Origin of the sequence: Streptomyces sp. TSRI0281, from assembly GCF_001905125.1 — a bacterium.
Lineage (GTDB): Bacteria > Actinomycetota > Actinomycetes > Streptomycetales > Streptomycetaceae > Streptomyces.
The window spans coordinates 533,571-551,236 of sequence record NZ_LWLE01000033.1; the positions used below are offsets into that span (position 1 = coordinate 533,571).

A 17,666-nucleotide genomic window follows, 5' to 3' on the forward strand; every position below is an offset into this window, starting at 1 on the left:
ACAACTGTTCTTCCCGCTGTGTGACGGCGTGAACGCTAATGGTCAGCAGTGACAGACGTGGCTGGTATCAGCCAGTGATACGGGCGACCGGGCGTCCGGGGCGGTCTGCGAGAATTGCGGTGTGATCTCTCGAATCGATCTGCGCGGCGAAGCCCTTCCCGAGGGTGCCGCCCTGCGCGACCTGCTGCCCCGTGCCGAGTTCGACGTGGAAGCCGCCCTGGAGACGGTGCGGCCCATCTGCGAGGACGTACGCCATCGTGGCTCCGCGGCAGTGATCGAATGGGGAGAAAAGTTCGACGGTGTACGGATCGACTCGATCCGGGTACCGGCCGCCGCCATCACCGCCGCGCTGGAGGGGCTCGATCCGGCCGTTCGCGCCGCGCTGGAGGAGTCGATCCGCCGCGCCCGCCTGGTCCACCGCGAGCAGCGCCGCACCACGCACACCACCCAGGTCGTCCCCGGCGGCACGGTCACCGAGAAGTGGGTCCCGGTCGAGCGGGTCGGGCTGTACGTCCCCGGCGGCCGCTCGGTCTACCCCTCGTCCGTCGTCATGAACGTCGTGCCCGCCCAGGAAGCGGGCGTCGAGGGCATCGCCGTCGCCTCCCCGCCGCAGAAGGACTTCGGCGGACTGCCGCACCCCACCATCCTCGCCGCCTGCGCCCTGCTCGGCGTCGACGAGGTGTACGCGGCGGGCGGCGCCCAGGCCATCGCGATGTTCGCGTACGGGACCCCGGAACCGGGCGGCTGCGCTCCCGTCAACCTGGTCACCGGCCCCGGCAACATCTACGTCGCCGCCGCCAAGCGCCTGCTCAAGGGGCGTATCGGCATCGACGCCGAGGCGGGCCCCACCGAGATCGCGATCCTCGCCGACGCCACCGCCGACCCGGCGCACGTGGCCGCCGACCTGATCAGCCAGGCCGAGCACGACCCGATGGCCGCCGCCGTCCTCGTCACCGACTCCGCGGAGCTGGCCGCCGCCACCGAGGCCGAGCTGGCCTTGCAGGTCGCCGCGTCCAAGCACGTCACGGACCGGATCGGGCCCGCCCTGGCCGGCCGTCAGTCCGCGATCGTCCTGGTCTCCGGCCTCGACGACGGCCTCAAGGTCGTCGACGCCTACGGCGCCGAGCACCTGGAGATCCAGACGGCGGACGCCGCGGCCGTCGCCGACCGGGTCCGCAACGCCGGAGCGATCTTCGTCGGCCCGTGGTCCCCGGTCTCCCTGGGCGACTACTGCGCGGGCTCCAACCACGTCCTGCCCACCGGCGGCTGCGCCTGCCACTCCTCGGGCCTGTCCGTGCAGTCCTTCCTGCGCGGCATCCACATCGTCGACTACACGCGCGACGCGCTCGCCGAGGTCACCCACCATGTCGTGACCCTCGCCGAGGCGGAGGACCTCCCCGCCCACGGCGCCGCGCTCAAGGCACGGTTCGGCTGGAAGGTTCCGCAGCAGTGACGAACGACCGCTCCAACAGCAACAGCAACAGCAACAGCAACAGCAACAGCAACAGCACCACCGGCAACGCCTGGGACGCGCTCCCGATCCGCGACGAGCTGCGGGGCCAGTCGCCGTACGGGGCGCCCCAGCTCGACGTACCGGTCCGGCTGAACACCAACGAGAATCCCTACCCGCTGCCCGAGGCCCTCGTCGACCGGATCGCCGAGCGCGTGCGCGAGGCCGCCCGCGACCTCAACCGCTACCCGGACCGGGACGCCGTCGAGCTCCGTACCGAGCTGGCCCGCTACCTCACCCGCACCGCCGGGCACGAGGTCGGCTTCGCCAACGTCTGGGCGGCCAACGGCTCCAACGAGGTCCTCCAGCAGCTGCTGCAGACCTTCGGCGGACCGGGGCGTACGGCCATCGGCTTCGAGCCCTCGTACTCGATGCACGCCCTCATCTCGCGCGGCACCGGCACCGGCTGGATCTCCGGCCCCCGCAACGAGGACTTCACCATCGACGTCGCGGCGGCCCGCGAGGCCATCGCCGAGCACCGCCCCGACGTCGTCTTCATCACCTCTCCCAACAACCCCACCGGCACCGCCGTCGACGCCGGCACCGTCCTCGCGCTGTACGAGGCGGCCCAGGCGGCCGGGCCCTCGATGGTCGTCGTCGACGAGGCGTACGGCGAGTTCAGCCACCACCCCTCGCTGCTCCCGCTGATCGAGGGCCGCCGCAACCTGGTCCTCTCGCGCACGATGTCCAAGGCGTTCGGCGCCGCCGGACTGCGCCTGGGCTACCTCGCGGCCGACCCGGCGGTGGTCGACGCCGTCCAGCTGGTGCGGCTGCCGTACCACCTGTCCTCCATCACCCAGGCCACCGCGCTCGCCGCCCTGGAGCACACCGATACGCTGCTGGGGTACGTCGGCCGGCTCAAGAGCGAGCGCGACCGGATCGTGGACGAACTGCGCGCGCTCGGTTTCGACGTGACCGACTCGGACGCCAACTTCGTCCAGTTCGGCCGCTTCGCCGACAGCCACACCGCCTGGCAGCAGATCCTCGACCGGGGCGTCCTGGTCCGGGACAACGGCGTACCGGGATGGCTGCGGGTCTCCGCGGGCACCCCGGCAGAGAACGACGCGTTCCTCGATGCGGTGCGCGAAATGAAGAAGGAGCACGACGCATGAGCCCCCGCGTAGGCCGCGTGGAACGCACCACGAAGGAAACATCCGTGCTCGTCGAGATCAACCTCGACGGCACCGGCAAGGTCGATGTCGCCACCGGAGTCGGCTTCTACGACCACATGCTCGACCAGCTCGGCCGCCACGGCCTGTTCGACCTCACGGTCAAGACCGACGGTGACCTGCACATCGACAGCCACCACACCATCGAGGACACCGCCCTCGCCCTCGGCGCCGCCTTCAAGCAGGCGCTCGGCGACAAGGTCGGCATCTACCGCTTCGGCAACTGCACCGTCCCGCTGGACGAGTCGCTCGCCCAGGTCACCGTCGACCTCTCCGGCCGCCCCTACCTGGTGCACACCGAGCCCGAGAAGATGGCGCCGATGATCGGCGAGTACGACACGACGATGACCCGGCACATCCTGGAGTCCTTCGTCGCCCAGGCGCAGATCGCCCTGCACGTCCACGTACCGTACGGGCGCAACGCCCACCACATCGTCGAGTGCCAGTTCAAGGCACTCGCCCGCGCCCTGCGCTATGCCAGCGAGCATGATCCGCGCGCCGCCGGAATCCTCCCCTCCACGAAGGGCGCGCTGTGACCGGCCTCAACACCATCCTGATCGTCGTCGGCCTCTTCCTGGCCGGTGGCGTCTACTCCTTCGCGAAGCAGGGCATGCCCAAGGGCGTCATCGTCCTGCTCTCGATCGGCTCCGTGATGTGCCTGCTGGCAGGCATTCTGCGGATCCAGGGACTCTGGGACTGAGGAACGAGCTGTGAGCGACAACAAGAAGGTCGTCGTCTTCGACTACGGCTTCGGCAACGTCCGTTCCGCCGAGCGGGCCCTGGCCCACGTCGGCGCGGACGTCGAGATCACCCGCGACTTCGACCGGGCGATGAACGCCGACGGGCTGCTGGTGCCCGGCGTCGGTGCCTTCTCCGCCTGCATGGACGGGCTGAAGCGGGCCCGCGGCGACTGGATCATCGGCCGCCGGCTCTCCGGCGGACGGCCCGTCATGGGCATCTGCGTCGGCATGCAGATCCTGTTCGAGCGCGGCATCGAGCACGGTGTGGAGACGGAGGGCCTGGACGAGTGGCCCGGCACCGTCGGCCCGCTCAAGGCCGACGTCGTACCGCACATGGGCTGGAACACCGTCGAGGCACCCGAGGGCTCCCGGCTCTTCGCCGGTCTCGACGCCGACGCCCGGTACTACTTCGTGCACTCCTACGCCGCGCACGACTGGTCCCTCGAAGTCACCAACGCCAAGATCCGCGCCCCCAGGGTCACGTGGGCCACGCACGGCGAACGGTTCGTGGCCGCCGTGGAGAACGGCGCGCTGTGGGCCACCCAGTTCCACCCCGAGAAGTCCGGCGATGCCGGCGCCCAGCTGCTGACCAACTGGATCGAGACGCTGTAATGCCGAAGCTTGAACTGCTCCCCGCCGTCGACGTCCGCGACGGCCGGGCCGTCCGCCTCGTCCACGGTGAGTCCGGCTCCGAGACCTCCTACGGCTCCCCGCTGGAGGCCGCCCTCGCCTGGCAGCGCGCCGGTGCCGAGTGGCTGCACCTCGTCGACCTGGACGCCGCCTTCGGCACGGGCGACAACCGGAAGCTGATCGCCGAAGTGGCCGGCGCCATGGACATCAAGGTCGAGCTGTCCGGCGGCATCCGCGACGACGCCTCGCTCGCCGCGGCCCTCGCCACCGGCTGCCGCCGGGTCAACCTCGGCACCGCCGCCCTGGAGACCCCCGAGTGGGTCGCCAAGGTCATCGCCGAGCACGGCGACAAGATCGCGGTCGGCCTGGACGTACGCGGCACGACGCTGCGCGGCCGCGGCTGGACCCGCGACGGCGGCGACCTCTACGAGACGCTCGCCCGCCTCGACTCCGAGGGCTGCGCCCGCTACGTCGTCACCGACATCGCCAAGGACGGCACCCTCCAGGGCCCCAACCTGGAACTCCTGAAGAACGTGTGCGCCGCCACCGACAAGCCCGTCGTCGCCTCCGGCGGCGTCTCCTCGCTGGACGACCTGCGGGCCATCTCCGCGCTCGTCCCGGACGGCGTCGAGGGCGCGATCGTCGGCAAGGCGCTGTACGCCGAGGCGTTCACCCTGGAAGAGGCGCTGAAGGCGGTCTCGGCATGAGCGACTCCGTACGCCGCTTCGCCTCGGACTCCCCGTGGGAGGAGAAGTTCGGCTACTCCCGCGCCGTGGAGCTGCCGGGCGGCCTGGTCCTGGTGTCCGGCTGCACCTCCGTGGTCAACGGCCAGATCTCGGCGGGCAGCCCGTACGAGCAGACCCTCACCTCCTTCGAGGTCGCGTTCGAGGCGCTGAAGGCGGCGGGCCTCGGCCGCGAGGACGTCGTCCGTACCCGGATGTACCTCACCCACGCCCGCGACGTGGACGACGTCGGCCGCGCCCACAAGGAGCTGTTCGACGCCGTACGCCCCGCCGCGTCCATGCTCATCGTGTCCGGCTTCGTCGATCCCAGCCTGGTCGTCGAGGTCGAGGTCGAGGCCTACCGGGCAGGTGCGCGGTGACCCTCGCGGTACGCGTCATCCCCTGCCTGGACGTCGACAACGGCCGGGTCGTCAAGGGCGTCAACTTCCAGAACCTGCGCGACGCCGGTGACCCCGTCGAGATGGCCAAGCTGTACGACGCCGAGGGCGCCGACGAGCTGACCTTCCTCGACATCACCGCCTCCAGCGGCGACCGCGAGACGACCTACGACGTGGTGCGCCGCACCGCCGAGCAGGTCTTCATCCCGCTCACCGTCGGCGGCGGCGTCCGCACCCCGGACGACGTCGACAAGCTGCTGCGCGCCGGGGCCGACAAGGTCGGCGTCAACACCGCCGCCATCGCCCGCCCCGACCTGATCCGCGAGATCGCCGAACGCTTCGGGCGCCAGGTGCTCGTGCTCTCCGTCGACGCCCGGCGCACCGCGCAGGGCACCTTCGAGGTCACCACGCACGGCGGTCGCAGGGGCACCGGCATCGACGCCGTGGAATGGGCGCACCGGGCCGCCGAGCTGGGCGCCGGAGAGATCCTGCTCAACTCGATGGACGCCGACGGCACCAAGGACGGCTACGACACCGAGATGATCACGGCGGTACGCGCACACGTCACCGTCCCCGTCATCGCCTCCGGTGGCGCCGGCCGGCTCGCGGACTTCGCGCCGGCCGTCGAGGCGGGCGCCGACGCGGTGCTCGCCGCGTCCGTCTTCCACTTCGGTGACCTGCGCATCTCCGAGGTCAAAAGCGCTCTGCGGGAAGCCGGGCACCCGGTCCGCTGACAGAAGCGGTGAGAGGACCGGTCGACAGGACCGGCGATCTCGCCGATGCGCACCCCAGGGGTGCACCGCGAAAGTGACGACCGCCAACGAACAACGGCGGCTCCCACGCGGTGCACCCCGACAGCCCCGGACGACGGGTTCTCGGTCCCCGTGCGGTGTGGTTCCGCCACAACCGAGAGGACCCCCCTCGTGCAGCAGCACCTCCCCTCCGGCGACACCTCCCCGCGCCACCGGACGGCCAAGAGCCGCTCCCGTACCCTCAAGGGCATGCTGGCCGCCGCGGCCGCGACCGCGGGTCTGATGACCGCGCTGGTCCCCGGCGCCCAGGCCGCCGCCGACAACCCCTACGAGCGCGGACCGGCACCGACCGTCTCCAGCATCGAGGCGAGCCGCGGCTCCTACGCCACCTCGCAGACCTCGGTCTCCTCGCTGAGCGTCAGCGGCTTCGGCGGCGGCACCATCTACTACCCGACGTCCACCGCCGACGGCACCTTCGGCGCGGTCGTCATCTCGCCCGGCTTCACCGCCTACCAGTCCTCCATCGCCTGGCTGGGCCCGCGCCTGGCCTCGCAGGGCTTCGTCGTCTTCACCATCGACACCAACACCACGCTGGACCAGCCCGACAGCCGTGGCCGTCAACTCCTCGCGGCTCTCGACTACGTGACCGAGAACAGCGCGGTGCGCGGCCGGGTCGACGCCACCCGGCTCGGGGTGATGGGCCACTCCATGGGCGGCGGCGGCACACTGGAGGCCGCGAAGAGCCGTACCACGCTCAAGGCGGCGATCCCGCTGACCGGCTGGAACCTCGACACCACCTGGCCCGAACTGCGCACCCCCACCCTGGTGGTGGGAGCCGACGGCGACACGATCGCCCCCGTCGCCACCCACTCCGAGCCGTTCTACGGGTCGCTGCCCGGCTCGCTGGACAAGGCGTACCTGGAGCTGCGGGGCGCCACGCACTTCACCCCGAACAGCTCCAACACCACGATCGCCAAGTACAGCATTTCGTGGCTGAAGCGCTTCATCGACAATGACACCCGCTACGAGCGGTTCCTCTGCCCGATCCCGCAGGCGAGCCTGACCATCGCCGAATACCGGGGCAACTGCCCGCACACCTCGTAGTCGGGGGGAGAGGGGCCGGACCGGAGCGGACGGTCCGGCCCTTCCACGCGTGCGCTCCCGGCCCTCCGTGCAGGTGCTCCCAGTCCCACCGCGCGTGTGCCCCCGGCTCCTCCGCGCGTGCGCTCCCGGCCCTTCCATGCGTGTGCCCCGGCCCTTCCACGGGTGAGCTTCCGGCCCTTCCCCGTGTGTGCCCGTGCACAGCGCCCCCGCCTCCGCCCTGTGAGTCCGCACCGCACCGGGCCGCCCCGGACGGGCCGGCGGACGTGGACCTTCCGGGACTCGTTACGCGGAAGTAACGTGCGGGTGTGACCCCATCGACCGTGCACAGTCCGCCCCGGCTGTACGGCCGAAGCGGTGAACTCGCCATCCTGGAAACCCTGTTGACCCGGCTGCACCGGGGCGACGGCGGTGCGCTCGCACTGACCGCGCCCCCGGGCCTCGGCCGCACCGCCCTCCTGCGGCAGGCCACCGCCGCCCACCGGGACCGCGGTGCGGGGCACCTGCTCCAGGCCGCCGCGGCCCCCGGCGAACGCCATCTGCCGCACAGCGGGCTGCACGCCCTGCTCTGTTCCGCGCCGGGCCCCCTGCCCGTACCGCCCGACCTCGTACTCCGCAACGGCATCACCCCTGGCGCACTGCTCGCCCTGCTGCGGGAACTCGGCGCCGAACGACCGTTGTTGGTCTGCGTGGACGACGCCCATACCTGGGACCCCGCCTCGCGGGCCGCCCTCGCCTTCGCGGCCCGCAGACTCGGTGCGGGCAGCCGGGTCGCCGTGCTGATCACCGCCGTCGACGGGATCGGTGCCGTCGACGAGACCGGTGCCGCTGCGGACACCTGCTTCGCCGGACTGCCCGCCGTCCGGCTCGGACCCCTCGACGAGGACGCGGCCTCGGCGCTCCTGGACCGGCTCACCGCCCACGCCGGTGAGCCCGACCCGGTCGTACGGAGCGAGCTGCTGCGGGAAGCGGCCGGAAACCCGCGGCTGCTCGCCGGACTCGCGGGCCGTCTCACCCCCGACCAGCTGACCGGACGCACCCCGTTGCCCTACCCGCTGCCCGGCGGCGAGAGCGTGCTGGCCGACCACGCCGCCCACCTCGACGGACTCCCGCCCGACACCCGCACCCTGCTGCTGCTCGCCGCGGCGGCCCAGGAACACGAACCCGAGGGCACCGGGGCGGACACCGCCCTGCTGCTGCGGGCGGGCAGCCGGGCGGGCCTGGCCCCCGCGGTGGCGGACCGTGCGCTGTTCGGGCCCGCCGGCACCGTGAGCGCACTCCAACGCGTGGGAAGCCGCGTCCACTTCCGCCACCCGCTGCTGGGCCGCGCCGTCCTGCGCCACGCGCCGCCGGACCACCGCCGCGCCGCGCACGACCTGCTCGCCAGGCTGCTCGCGGGTGCCTCGCCGCAGGGGCCGCCGCTGCCCGCGCTCGTCCAGCGGGCCTGCGCCGCCCCGGGCCCCGACGCCGCGCTCGCCGGGCTGCTGGCGGCCGCGGCCGTCGCCCCGTGCCCGCCCGCCGAACGGTCCGCCGCGCTGGTCCGCGCGGCCGTGCTCTCCACCGACGCCACCCTGCGCGCCGCGCGGTTCGCCGAAGCCGCCGACCACGCCAGGCTCGCGGGCGACCCGGCCCGGACCCGCGCGCTGCTGGCCCGCCGCGGTCCGGCCGGCACTCCGGAAGGCGGCCTGGCCCCCTATGTGCACGGCATGCTCGCCCTGCGCGCCGGACCCGCGGCCGACGCCAGGGAAGCGCTCCTCGCCGCGGCCGCGCTGCTCGCCCCGCACGACCCCCGCCGCACCCTCGACGCCCTGCTCGGCGCGGCCGAGGCCGCCTGGGCGACGGGCGACGCCCGCGCCTACCTGGACGCGATGCACCGCATCCCCCTCGCGTCACCCGACCGCGCCCTGGACCGGTACCGCGCCGGAATGTGTGCCGTACTGGGCTCACGTACCGCCGAAGGACATGCCCTGCTGCGCCGGTGCCTCGCCTTTGCCGACCGCACCGAGGACCCGCCCGCCCTGCTGCGGGCCGGAGTCTCGGCCCTGGTGCTCGGCGAGGTCGACGCCGCCTGCCGGGCGGGGGCGCGGGCGCTCGCCGCCGTACGCACGAAGGGGCCCGAGGAGCTGCTGCCGCGCGCCCTGGAACACCTCGCCTACGCCGAACTGCGGGCCGGACGGCACGCCGGGGCCCGCGCCCACGCGCTGGAGGGCCTGCACGCCGCGCGCCGTACCGGACAGCCCAACGCCTCCGCCCACCTGCACGCCGTGCTGGCCCTCGCCGCGTCGGTGGAGGGCCCCGCGGAGGTCTGCGCCGCCCACCACGACGCCGCCCTGGCCGCGGCGGGGCCGCACGGGCTCGCCCAGGCGGTGACCCTCGCCACCTGGGCGGTCGCCCGCGCCGACCTGGCCTGCGGGCGCCCCGGTGAGGCGGCGGCCCGGCTCGCGCCCCTGGTGCGGCCGGGACCGCACCAGGGCCACTTCGCCGCCCGGATGCTCGCCGTTCCCTGCTACATCGAGGCGGCCGTGCTCTCCGGGCGGGCCGCCGACGACGGCGACGGTGCCACGGCGGCCGGACTCGCCGCGGCCGTCGCGGAGTTCGCGCGGTGGAGCGCGACCACCGCCGACCCGCAGGCCCCCGCCCAGCTCGCCCGCTGCCGGGCCCTGCTGGCACCTCCGGAGGAGGCCGCCGCCCGGTACGCGGAAGCCCTGGCCCACCACGACCGGGCCGACGGCGGCTTCGAACGGGCCCGTACCCAGCTGCTGTACGGGCAGTGGCTGCGCCGCCGACGCCGTACCAGGGAGGCACGTGGCCCGCTGCGCGACGCCCTCGTCGCCTTCGAACGCTGCTCCGCACGCGCCTGGGCGGTCCGGGCGGGCGGGGAACTGCGGGCGGCGGGGGAGGCGGTGGACGCACCGGCGACCGGAGGGGCCGGGCCGTCGGCCGGGCTCACCCCGCAGCAGCGGCGCATCGCCCGCTGTGTGGCCGAGGGCGCCACCAACCGCGAAGTGGCGGAGCGGCTCTCCCTGAGCCACCGGACCGTCGACCACCATCTGCGCAATGTCTTCGCCGCGCTGGGCATCCGCTCCCGGACCGAACTGGCCCGGCTGTTCACCGGTAGCCGGCCGGAAGTCCCTCATGTGTCCGGGAGGTTGCCGGACCGTGATGAGAAGTATCCCGCAGACCTCTAGGTACCGACCGGGCGGTATGTCATTCTGCGACCGTCAGGATCATTCGGTTGTGCTCGCGCCCACTGCCGGGCGGGGTGCCCGGGCCGGCCCGACCCGTAGCCGGCCGATTCCCGGTGGAGGCCGCCATGCCACAGGTCGTACGTTCACGGATCCGGGCACCGCACGGTCCGCCCTCCGCGGCGCCGTCGCCGCGACGCTTCCGTTCGCTGGCCGACCGCGAGGCCGTCGAGGTGCTGCACCGGGCCGCGCGAGCCCTCGTCGCGGCGCTGCCGGAGCTCACGGAGCGGCTCGTCGACGCCCTGTACGAACAGGAACCCGGCTACCGCCCGGCGATCGAGGCCGACCGGTCCGAGGTCTGGCAGGAGGTCCACCATTCGCTGCGGCACAACGTCGGCTCGCTGATCCAGCCACGGGAGTTCCGGGACGCCGCCCACCGCACCTCGCGGTGGATCGGCGAGATCCGGGCCGGGCAGGGCGTGCCGCTCGACGCCGTCCTGCACGCCTTCCGGATGGGCGGGGCGATGGTCTGGCAGGACCTCGTCGACGAGACCGCCCGCCGGAACCCCGACGACGTACGGCTGCTCGTCCATGTCGCCGCCGACGTCTGGAACTTCGTGGACGAGCACTGCGGGGTGGTGGCGGACGCCTACCGCCAGGCCGAACGGCGGCTGACCTGGCGCCGCGAGAACCAGCAGCGGCTGATGACGGCCGCGCTGCTGGACGGCACGGCCCGGATCGCGGATCTGCCGGACGCGGCGGCGATGCTGGGCATCCCGGAGCACGGCCGATACGCGGTGCTCGCCGTCCAAGCCGTCCCAGCGGTCCCAGCGGTCCCAGCGGTCCCGGTCATCTCTTCTGCCCAGGCTGTCCCGGCCGTCCGGCCCGCCTCGGTCGCCCACCGCGCCCCGTACGTCGCCGCCCTGCCGCCGCTGACCCTGCCCGCGGGCACGCCGGTGCTCTGGCACTCGGCCCCGGAGGGCGAGTTGGCGATCCTGCCGCTGGGCGGGGCGGCGTCGGCGGACATGTCGGTGGAGGGCGGGGCGGGCGAGGGCGGCGCGGGTCCGGACGGCGGCAGCGGCACCGACGCCGACACTGCTGCCGCTCTGGGGGAACTCGCCCTGATCTCCGCTGAGTTGTCGGCCCCTGCCGGTACCCGGACCGGGATCAGTTCGGTCGTGGAGGGGCTTGCCGCGCTCGGCGACGCGAGGAGGCTGGCGCAGACCGCGCTCCGGGCCTGCCCGGCGGCCGGGGGAGTGGTCCTGCTCGACGACCACCTGCCGGCCGCCCTCGTCGTCTCCTCCCCGGACCTCGGAGCCGCGCTCGCCGCCCGGGTGCTGGGGCCGCTCGGCCAACTGGACCCCGCCGACCGGGACGTCCTCATCGCGACCCTCACGGCGTGGCTGGACTCGGACGGGTCGGCGCAGCGGGCCGGGGCGCGGCTGTACTGCCACCGCAACACCGTGCTCAACCGGCTCCGGCGGTTCGAACAGCTCACGGGGCGGTGCCTGACCCGGCCCTCGGACGCGGTCGAGGTGTCCCTGGCGCTGGCCGCGCGACGGCTGCTGGGCGGCTGAAAGACCCGGAACGCCGAACCCCCCTGGGCCCGCCGAACCCCCCGAACCGCCGAACCCGCCGAACCCGCCGAACCCGCCGAACCCGCCGGACCCCCCGAACCCGCCGGACTGTCACGCGTCACCCGGTAGCCGACCGAAAGCCCACAGCATTTATTGCGCAATAAATATTGCGCAAGTTTCCTTTTCTTTCTACGGTGGGGGCATGCCCAGCAACGAACCCCGCCGCGTCTCCGACCTCGACACCCTCAAGGCGTTCGGTCACCCCCTGCGGATGAAGCTCTACCGGGCGCTCTACATCGCCCGCTCGGCCACCGCCTCCCAGCTGGCCGAACAGGTCGACGAGGCCGTCTCACTGGTCAGCTACCACCTGCGCAGGCTCGCCGACCACGGGCTGATCGAGGAGGCCGAGGGGCAGGGCGACGGCCGCGAGCGCTGGTGGCAGCCCGCCTCCAAGGGGCTGACCTTCCACAGCGAGGACTTCGACGACGCACCCGAGAAGGCCGCCACGCACTCCGCCGTGGGCCGCCTCTCGTTCGACCAGCACATCGAACTCCACCGCCGCTTCCTCGACTCGTACCGGACCTGGTCGGCGCAGTGGCGCAGTGCCTCCTTCAGCTCCGAGTACCTGGCCAGGCTCACCGTCGACGAGCTCGCCTCCCTGAGCCGTGAGATGCACGACCTGGTCAAGCGGTACGAGGACCGGGGCCGCGACCGCTACGAGGCGGGCGACATGGAGGGCCGCGAGAACGTCGCCCTGCATGTGTACGGATTCCCGTTCCGCACCTGACGCCGCGCGCCCCGAGAGGACGACCCCCATGACCGGCACCACCCTCACGGCCACCGGCCCGGCCGCTCCCGCCGAGAGCCCCGCCCACCGCGACGGCAACGTGCTGCGCTGGCTCGGCGCGTACACCGCGTCGATGATCGGCGACAGCGTCTACTACATGGCCCTCGCCTGGGCCGCCGCCCGCACCGGCAGCGCCTCCCAGACCGGAATCGTGCTCGCCGTCGGCTCCATACCCAGGGCCCTGCTGATGCTCGGCGGGGGAGTGCTCGCCGACCGGTTCGGCCCGCGCCGCGTCGTCATCGGCAGCGACATTGCGCGCTGCGTCGTCGTCCTGGGCCTGGCGGGCGCCCTGCTGTTCACCTCGCCCGCGCTGTGGATGCTGATCGCCGTCGCGCTGGTCTTCGGCGTGGTCGACGCCCTGTTCCTGCCCGCCGTCGGCGCCCTGCCGCCCCGGATCAGTACCGCCGGACAGCTCACCAGGATCCAGGGACTGCGCGGACTCTCCTCCCGCGCCGCCAATGTCCTCGGCGCCCCGCTCGGCGGGTTCGCGGTCGCCCTCGGCGGGCCCGTGCTCGCCTTCGCCGCCGCCGGGGTGCTCTTCGCCGTGTCGCTGCCGCTGCTCCTGGCCGTACGGATCCGACCGCTGCCCGAACAGGACGCCACCGAGCGATCCGGCACGGCCTGGCAGGAGCTGACCGACGGACTGCGCCACATCCGCCGCCATCCGCTGCTCGGCCCGCTCATGCTCGTCATCGCCGTCAGCGAGCTGGGCTTCGTCGGACCGCTCAACCTCGGACTGATCCTGCTCGCCCGGCAGCGCGACTGGGGTGCCACCGGCATGGGATGGATCGCCGCCGCTTTCGGTATCGGCGCGGGCGCGGCCGCCCTGCTGCTCGCGGTCCGGGGCCGGGTGCCGCGCGGCGGGCTCGTGATGTGCGTGACCGTGCTGATCGGCGCGGTCGGCGTCGGTGCCCTCGCGTACGCCCCGTCGGTCGCCCTGGCCGCCGCGGTCGCCGCCCTCGTCGGGCTCTTCATGGGCCTCGGCGGCGCCCTGTGCACGGCGCTCGTGCAGACCGCGACCGAACCCGCCTACCTCGGCCGGGTCACCTCGGTATCGACGCTCTTCACCCACGCCGTCTCACCGCTCAGCTACCCGGTCACCGGCGCGGCCGTCGCCGCCTGGGGCACCGGCCCGGTCTTCGTCGCCAGCGCGGCGCTGTGCGCGGCGGGCGCCGTCATCGGCCTCGCCTTCACCCGGCTCCGCCACGCCGAACTGCCGGGCTGACCCCCGCACGTCACGGGCCCGGCCCCGTGCGCCTCCGCCCCCGCACGACACCGGCCCGTGCCGGCCCCGTACGCCTCCGCCTCCGCACGACGCGGCCCGTACCGGACCCGGACCCGGACCCGGTACGGGTCCGTGATGTGCGGGGCCTACATCCCCAGCCGGGCCGTGTGCAGCCGGGTCACCGCCTCCTTGTCGCCGTCCAGCTCCACCGCCGCCGCGTCCTGCCGCCCGAACGCGAACAGCAGCAGCTCGCCCGGCTCCCCGGTCACCGTCACCACCGGCGCGCCCTTGTGCGCCACCGCCGTCTGGCCGTCCGGCCGGCGCAGCACCATCCCCACCGGGGATCTGCGGCCCAGCAGCCGGGCCATCTTCTCGGTGCGCGACCACAGCACATCGGCGAAGACCGGGTCCAGCTCCCGCCGCGACCAGTCGGACTGGGCCCGGCGCACGTCCTCCGCATGGACGTAGAACTCGATGGTGTTGGCCACCTCGTCGAGCTGCTTGAGGGAGTACGGGGAGAATCGCGGCGGACCCGTACGGATCAGCTGGATCAGCTCCTCGTACGGCTTCGCCGCGAATTCGGCCTGCACCCGCTCCATCCGGCTCCGCAGCGCGCCCATGAGCAGCCCGCCCGCCGCGTCCGGCCGCCGCTCGCGCACCACCACATGGGCGGCCAGGTCGCGGGCGTTCCATCCGTCGCACAGGGTCGGGGCCTCGGGGCCTGCCGCCTCCAACAGGTCGGCAAGCAGAAGACGTTCACGCTTCGCATGGGTCGACATGACCGCCAGCGTACGACCGGTCCCCGTGGTCCGCCCAGTGGACGCCCGCCCGGCCGGTCCCCGCCACCACGGCACAATGGACCCCATGACCAGCACGCCCGGCACCCCGCCGCCCGCCAGCAGCCTCGACCCCGCCATCGCCGCCCGCCTCAAGCGCGGCGCCGACGGCCTGGTCCCGGCCATCGCCCAGCAGTACGACACCGGCGAGGTGCTGATGCTCGGCTGGATGGACGACGAGGCGCTGCACCGCACCCTCACCACCGGCCGCTGCACCTACTGGTCGCGCAGCCGCCAGGAGTACTGGGTCAAGGGCGACACCTCCGGGCACATCCAGCGGGTCAGGTCCGTCGCCCTGGACTGCGACGCCGACACCGTCCTGGTGAAGGTCGACCAGACGGGTGCCGCCTGCCACACGGGGGACCGCACCTGTTTCGACGCGGACGTCCTTCCCCTCACGACGCAGTAAGGTCACCGGCCATGGATCTCGACACCTTCCGCAAGCTGGCCGTCGACCGGCGCGTCATCCCCGTCAGCCGCAGGCTCCTCGCGGACGGCGACACCCCGGTCGGGCTGTACCGCAAGCTCGCGGCCGAGCGGACCGGCACCTTCCTCCTCGAATCCGCGGAGAACGGCCGCACCTGGTCCCGCTACTCCTTCATCGGCGTACGCAGCGACGCCACCCTCACCGCCCGTGACGGGCAGGCCCACTGGCTCGGCACCCCGCCCGTCGGCGTCCCCGCCGCCGGGGACCCGCTCCAGGCGCTGCGCGCCACCGTCGAGACCCTGCACACCCCGCGCGACCTGGTCGCCGACGAGGGACTGCCGCCCTTCACCGGCGGCATGGTCGGCTACCTCGGGTACGACATCGTGCGCCGCCTGGAGAAGATCGGCGAGCACGGCGGGGACGACCTGAAGCTCCCCGAGCTGACCATGCTCCTCACCTCGGACCTCGCCGTCCTGGACCACTGGGACGGCACGGTCCTGCTGATCGCCAACGCGATCAACCACAACGACCTGGCGACCGGCGTCGACGAGGCGTACGCGGACGCCGTCGCCCGGCTCGACGCCATGGAGCAGGACCTGCGCCGCCCCGTGGAGAACGCCCCCGCCGTCCTGCCCCCGTCCGAGCTGCCGCCGTACACCGCCCTGTGGGGCGGCGAGGAGTTCCAGGACGCCGTCGAGGACATCAAGGAACGCATCAGGGCCGGTGAGGCCTTCCAGGTCGTCCCCTCCCAGCGCTTCGAAACCCCGTGCACGGCAAGCGCGTTGGACGTCTACCGGGTGCTGCGCGCCACCAACCCGTCGCCGTACATGTACCTCTTCCGCTTCGACGGGTTCGATGTCGTCGGCTCCAGCCCCGAAGCCCTCGTCAAGGTCGAGGACGGGCGCGCCATGGTCCACCCCATCGCCGGGACCCGGCATCGCGGCGCCACCCCGCAGGAGGACCAGGCGCTCGCCGAGGAACTGCTCGCCGACCCGAAGGAACGCGCCGAGCACCTGATGCTCGTCGACCTCGGCCGCAACGACCTCGGGCGCGTCTGCGAACCCGGCAGCGTCGAGGTCGTCGACTTCATGTCGGTCGAGCGGTACTCGCACGTGATGCACATCGTCTCCACCGTCACCGGCCGCGTCACCGAGGACCGCACCGCCTTCGACGTCCTCACCGCCTGCTTCCCGGCGGGCACCCTCTCCGGCGCCCCCAAGCCGCGGGCGATGCAGATCATCGAAGAGCTCGAACCCACCCGCCGCGGGCTGTACGGAGGCTGCGTCGGCTACCTCGACTTCGCCGGGGACTCCGACACCGCCATCGCCATCCGCACCGCGCTGCTGCGCGACGGCACCGCTTATGTACAGGCCGGAGCCGGGATCGTCGCCGATTCCGACCCCGTCGCCGAGGACACCGAATGCCGCAACAAGGCCGCCGCCGTCCTGCGGGCCGTCCATACGGCCAACCGGCTCCGCGAGCACCGGAGCGGTAAGGGATAGTGGAGGGCGTGAGTGCCGTCCCCGTACCCCAGCCCCGTGCCCGAGCCGCCGCGTCCGACTCCGCCTCCGCCCCCGACAGTGCGGGAAGCCGCCGCAGTCTGGCCGCCGGTCTGTTCCTCGGCGCGATCGGCGCGACCGTCGTCCTCCTCGCCTCCGGCCAGACGTGGGCCGAGGGCAAGGCCACCGTGGGCGGCGGTGCCCTGCCGCTGTCCGCGGACGGCCAGGATGTCACCGGGCTGCCGGCCGCCCTGGCCATCGTCGCCCTGGCCGCGCTCGTCGCCGTCTTCGCCGTACGGGGCGCCGGACGCCTGGCCGTCGCCGGGCTCCTCGCCCTCAGCGGCCTCGGCGCCGCGCTCAGCGCCTGGTCCGGCGCCTTCGACAGCTCGGCCCTCGACGCGAAGGCCGCCCGGTCCACCGGTGACGCCTCGGCCACGATCGGCGCCCTCAGCCACACCGCCTGGCCCTACGCCACGGCCGTCGGCGGCGTGCTGATCCTGCTCGCCGGACTGCTCGCCCTGCGCTACGGCAGCCGCTGGCCCACCATGTCGGGACGGTACGAGCGCGACGGCACCCCGCGCCCCGGCAGGGCCCCCCGCACCGCTCCGGATCCCGACCGGCCCGAGGACCTGTGGAAGGCCATGGACCGCGGCGAGGACCCGACGCGCGAGGCATGACCCCCCAGCTCACGTCCTACCGGCACGTACGGGACAATGGCCGTGAGCTTTCCCCGCGGCGACAGCCACGGCGATACCCACAGCGCAACACCAACGAGGAGCAACTCATGGCGGGCAGCAGCCACGGACACACCCCGGCCGCCTGGACCGGTGTCATCATCTCGTTCATCGGCTTCTGCGTCGCAGGCGTCTTCATGGTCGCGGCCAACCCGCTCGGCTTCTGGGCCGGTATCGCCGTCATCTTCGTCGGCGGCGTCGTCGGCCTCGCGATGAAGGCCGCCGGTCTCGGTATGCCGAAGGAGTCGTCCGAGATGGCGGCGGCCAGGGCCCGCGCCGGACAGGCGCAGATCTCCCACTGATCCGGGACATGT

At 73.3% G+C, this 17,666-nt stretch carries 18 protein-coding genes; 17 read left to right on the plus strand and 1 reads right to left on the minus strand.

Annotated elements, in window-relative coordinates; translation table 11 throughout:
• Positions 1 to 121: 121 nt before the first annotated feature.
• The 13 genes from hisD to A6A29_RS31630 all read left to right on the plus strand — a co-directional run bounded on the left by hisD (position 122) and on the right by A6A29_RS31630 (position 13,856).
• Positions 122 to 1,453 carry a histidinol dehydrogenase gene (gene hisD, locus A6A29_RS31575; protein WP_073725315.1) on the plus strand — a complete coding sequence of 444 codons (1,332 nt, stop codon included), beginning with the start codon at positions 122 to 124 and terminating at the stop codon, positions 1,451 to 1,453.
• Positions 1,450 to 2,622 (plus strand): histidinol-phosphate transaminase, encoded by a 1,173-nt coding sequence (locus tag A6A29_RS31580; RefSeq protein WP_073725317.1) that lies wholly within the window; start codon positions 1,450 to 1,452, stop codon positions 2,620 to 2,622. The genes hisD and A6A29_RS31580 overlap by 4 nt, the downstream gene beginning before the upstream one ends.
• Positions 2,619 to 3,215: an imidazoleglycerol-phosphate dehydratase HisB gene (hisB, locus tag A6A29_RS31585; protein ID WP_073725319.1), complete on the plus strand. Its 597-nt coding sequence runs from the start codon at positions 2,619 to 2,621 to the stop codon at positions 3,213 to 3,215. Before A6A29_RS31580 ends, hisB begins: the two co-directional genes overlap by 4 nt.
• On the plus strand, positions 3,212 to 3,379 hold the full coding sequence (locus tag A6A29_RS46005) for a hypothetical protein (protein ID WP_198953409.1): 168 nt from the start codon (positions 3,212 to 3,214) through the stop codon (positions 3,377 to 3,379). The genes hisB and A6A29_RS46005 overlap by 4 nt, the downstream gene beginning before the upstream one ends.
• Positions 3,380 to 3,389: 10 nt before the next feature.
• Positions 3,390 to 4,031: an imidazole glycerol phosphate synthase subunit HisH gene (gene hisH, locus A6A29_RS31590; RefSeq protein WP_073725321.1), complete on the plus strand. Its 642-nt coding sequence runs from the start codon at positions 3,390 to 3,392 to the stop codon at positions 4,029 to 4,031.
• The gene (gene priA / locus A6A29_RS31595; protein ID WP_073725323.1) at positions 4,031 to 4,756 is read left to right on the plus strand and encodes a bifunctional 1-(5-phosphoribosyl)-5-((5-phosphoribosylamino)methylideneamino)imidazole-4-carboxamide isomerase/phosphoribosylanthranilate isomerase PriA; all 726 of its coding nucleotides are present in this window, start codon (positions 4,031 to 4,033) and stop codon (positions 4,754 to 4,756) included. The genes hisH and priA overlap by 1 nt, the downstream gene beginning before the upstream one ends.
• A complete protein-coding gene (locus A6A29_RS31600; RefSeq protein WP_073725325.1) occupies positions 4,753 to 5,151 on the plus strand; it encodes a RidA family protein in 399 nt (132 codons plus the stop codon). Before priA ends, A6A29_RS31600 begins: the two co-directional genes overlap by 4 nt.
• Entirely contained in the window at positions 5,148 to 5,903 is a 756-nt protein-coding gene (hisF, locus tag A6A29_RS31605) for an imidazole glycerol phosphate synthase subunit HisF (protein ID WP_073725327.1), read from the plus strand. Before A6A29_RS31600 ends, hisF begins: the two co-directional genes overlap by 4 nt.
• A gap of 189 nt (positions 5,904 to 6,092) precedes the next feature.
• The gene (bdeA, locus tag A6A29_RS31610) at positions 6,093 to 7,025 is read left to right on the plus strand and encodes a bis(hydroxyethyl) terephthalate hydrolase (protein ID WP_073725329.1); all 933 of its coding nucleotides are present in this window, start codon (positions 6,093 to 6,095) and stop codon (positions 7,023 to 7,025) included.
• A gap of 305 nt (positions 7,026 to 7,330) precedes the next feature.
• Positions 7,331 to 10,210 carry a helix-turn-helix transcriptional regulator gene (locus A6A29_RS31615; RefSeq protein ID WP_241838732.1) on the plus strand — a complete coding sequence of 960 codons (2,880 nt, stop codon included), beginning with the start codon at positions 7,331 to 7,333 and terminating at the stop codon, positions 10,208 to 10,210.
• 125 nt (positions 10,211 to 10,335) lie between these two features.
• Positions 10,336 to 11,784, plus strand: coding sequence for a PucR family transcriptional regulator (locus A6A29_RS31620; protein ID WP_073725331.1), 1,449 nt, complete (start codon positions 10,336 to 10,338; stop codon positions 11,782 to 11,784).
• 202 nt (positions 11,785 to 11,986) lie between these two features.
• Positions 11,987 to 12,571 carry a winged helix-turn-helix domain-containing protein gene (locus A6A29_RS31625; RefSeq protein ID WP_073725333.1) on the plus strand — a complete coding sequence of 195 codons (585 nt, stop codon included), beginning with the start codon at positions 11,987 to 11,989 and terminating at the stop codon, positions 12,569 to 12,571.
• 28 nt (positions 12,572 to 12,599) lie between these two features.
• The gene (locus tag A6A29_RS31630) at positions 12,600 to 13,856 is read left to right on the plus strand and encodes an MFS transporter (RefSeq protein ID WP_073725335.1); all 1,257 of its coding nucleotides are present in this window, start codon (positions 12,600 to 12,602) and stop codon (positions 13,854 to 13,856) included.
• A 146-nt stretch (positions 13,857 to 14,002) separates the two neighbouring features.
• Here A6A29_RS31630 and A6A29_RS31635 read toward each other — a convergent pair whose 3' ends face one another.
• Positions 14,003 to 14,635, minus strand: a complete 633-nt coding sequence (locus tag A6A29_RS31635; RefSeq protein WP_073725337.1) for a TIGR03085 family metal-binding protein — start codon at positions 14,633 to 14,635, stop codon at positions 14,003 to 14,005.
• Between the two features lie 85 nt (positions 14,636 to 14,720).
• On the opposite strand from A6A29_RS31635, the gene hisI reads away from it, so the two are divergent.
• The 4 genes from hisI to A6A29_RS31655 all read left to right on the plus strand — a co-directional run bounded on the left by hisI (position 14,721) and on the right by A6A29_RS31655 (position 17,654).
• Positions 14,721 to 15,101, plus strand: coding sequence for a phosphoribosyl-AMP cyclohydrolase (hisI, locus tag A6A29_RS31640; RefSeq protein WP_073725339.1), 381 nt, complete (start codon positions 14,721 to 14,723; stop codon positions 15,099 to 15,101).
• 11 nt (positions 15,102 to 15,112) lie between these two features.
• Entirely contained in the window at positions 15,113 to 16,621 is a 1,509-nt protein-coding gene (locus A6A29_RS31645) for an anthranilate synthase component I (protein ID WP_073725341.1), read from the plus strand.
• On the plus strand, positions 16,621 to 17,295 hold the full coding sequence (locus A6A29_RS31650; protein WP_073725343.1) for a TIGR02234 family membrane protein: 675 nt from the start codon (positions 16,621 to 16,623) through the stop codon (positions 17,293 to 17,295). The genes A6A29_RS31645 and A6A29_RS31650 overlap by 1 nt, the downstream gene beginning before the upstream one ends.
• Before the next feature lie 107 nt (positions 17,296 to 17,402).
• On the plus strand, positions 17,403 to 17,654 hold the full coding sequence (locus A6A29_RS31655; protein WP_073725345.1) for an HGxxPAAW family protein: 252 nt from the start codon (positions 17,403 to 17,405) through the stop codon (positions 17,652 to 17,654).
• Positions 17,655 to 17,666: the final 12 nt, after the last annotated feature.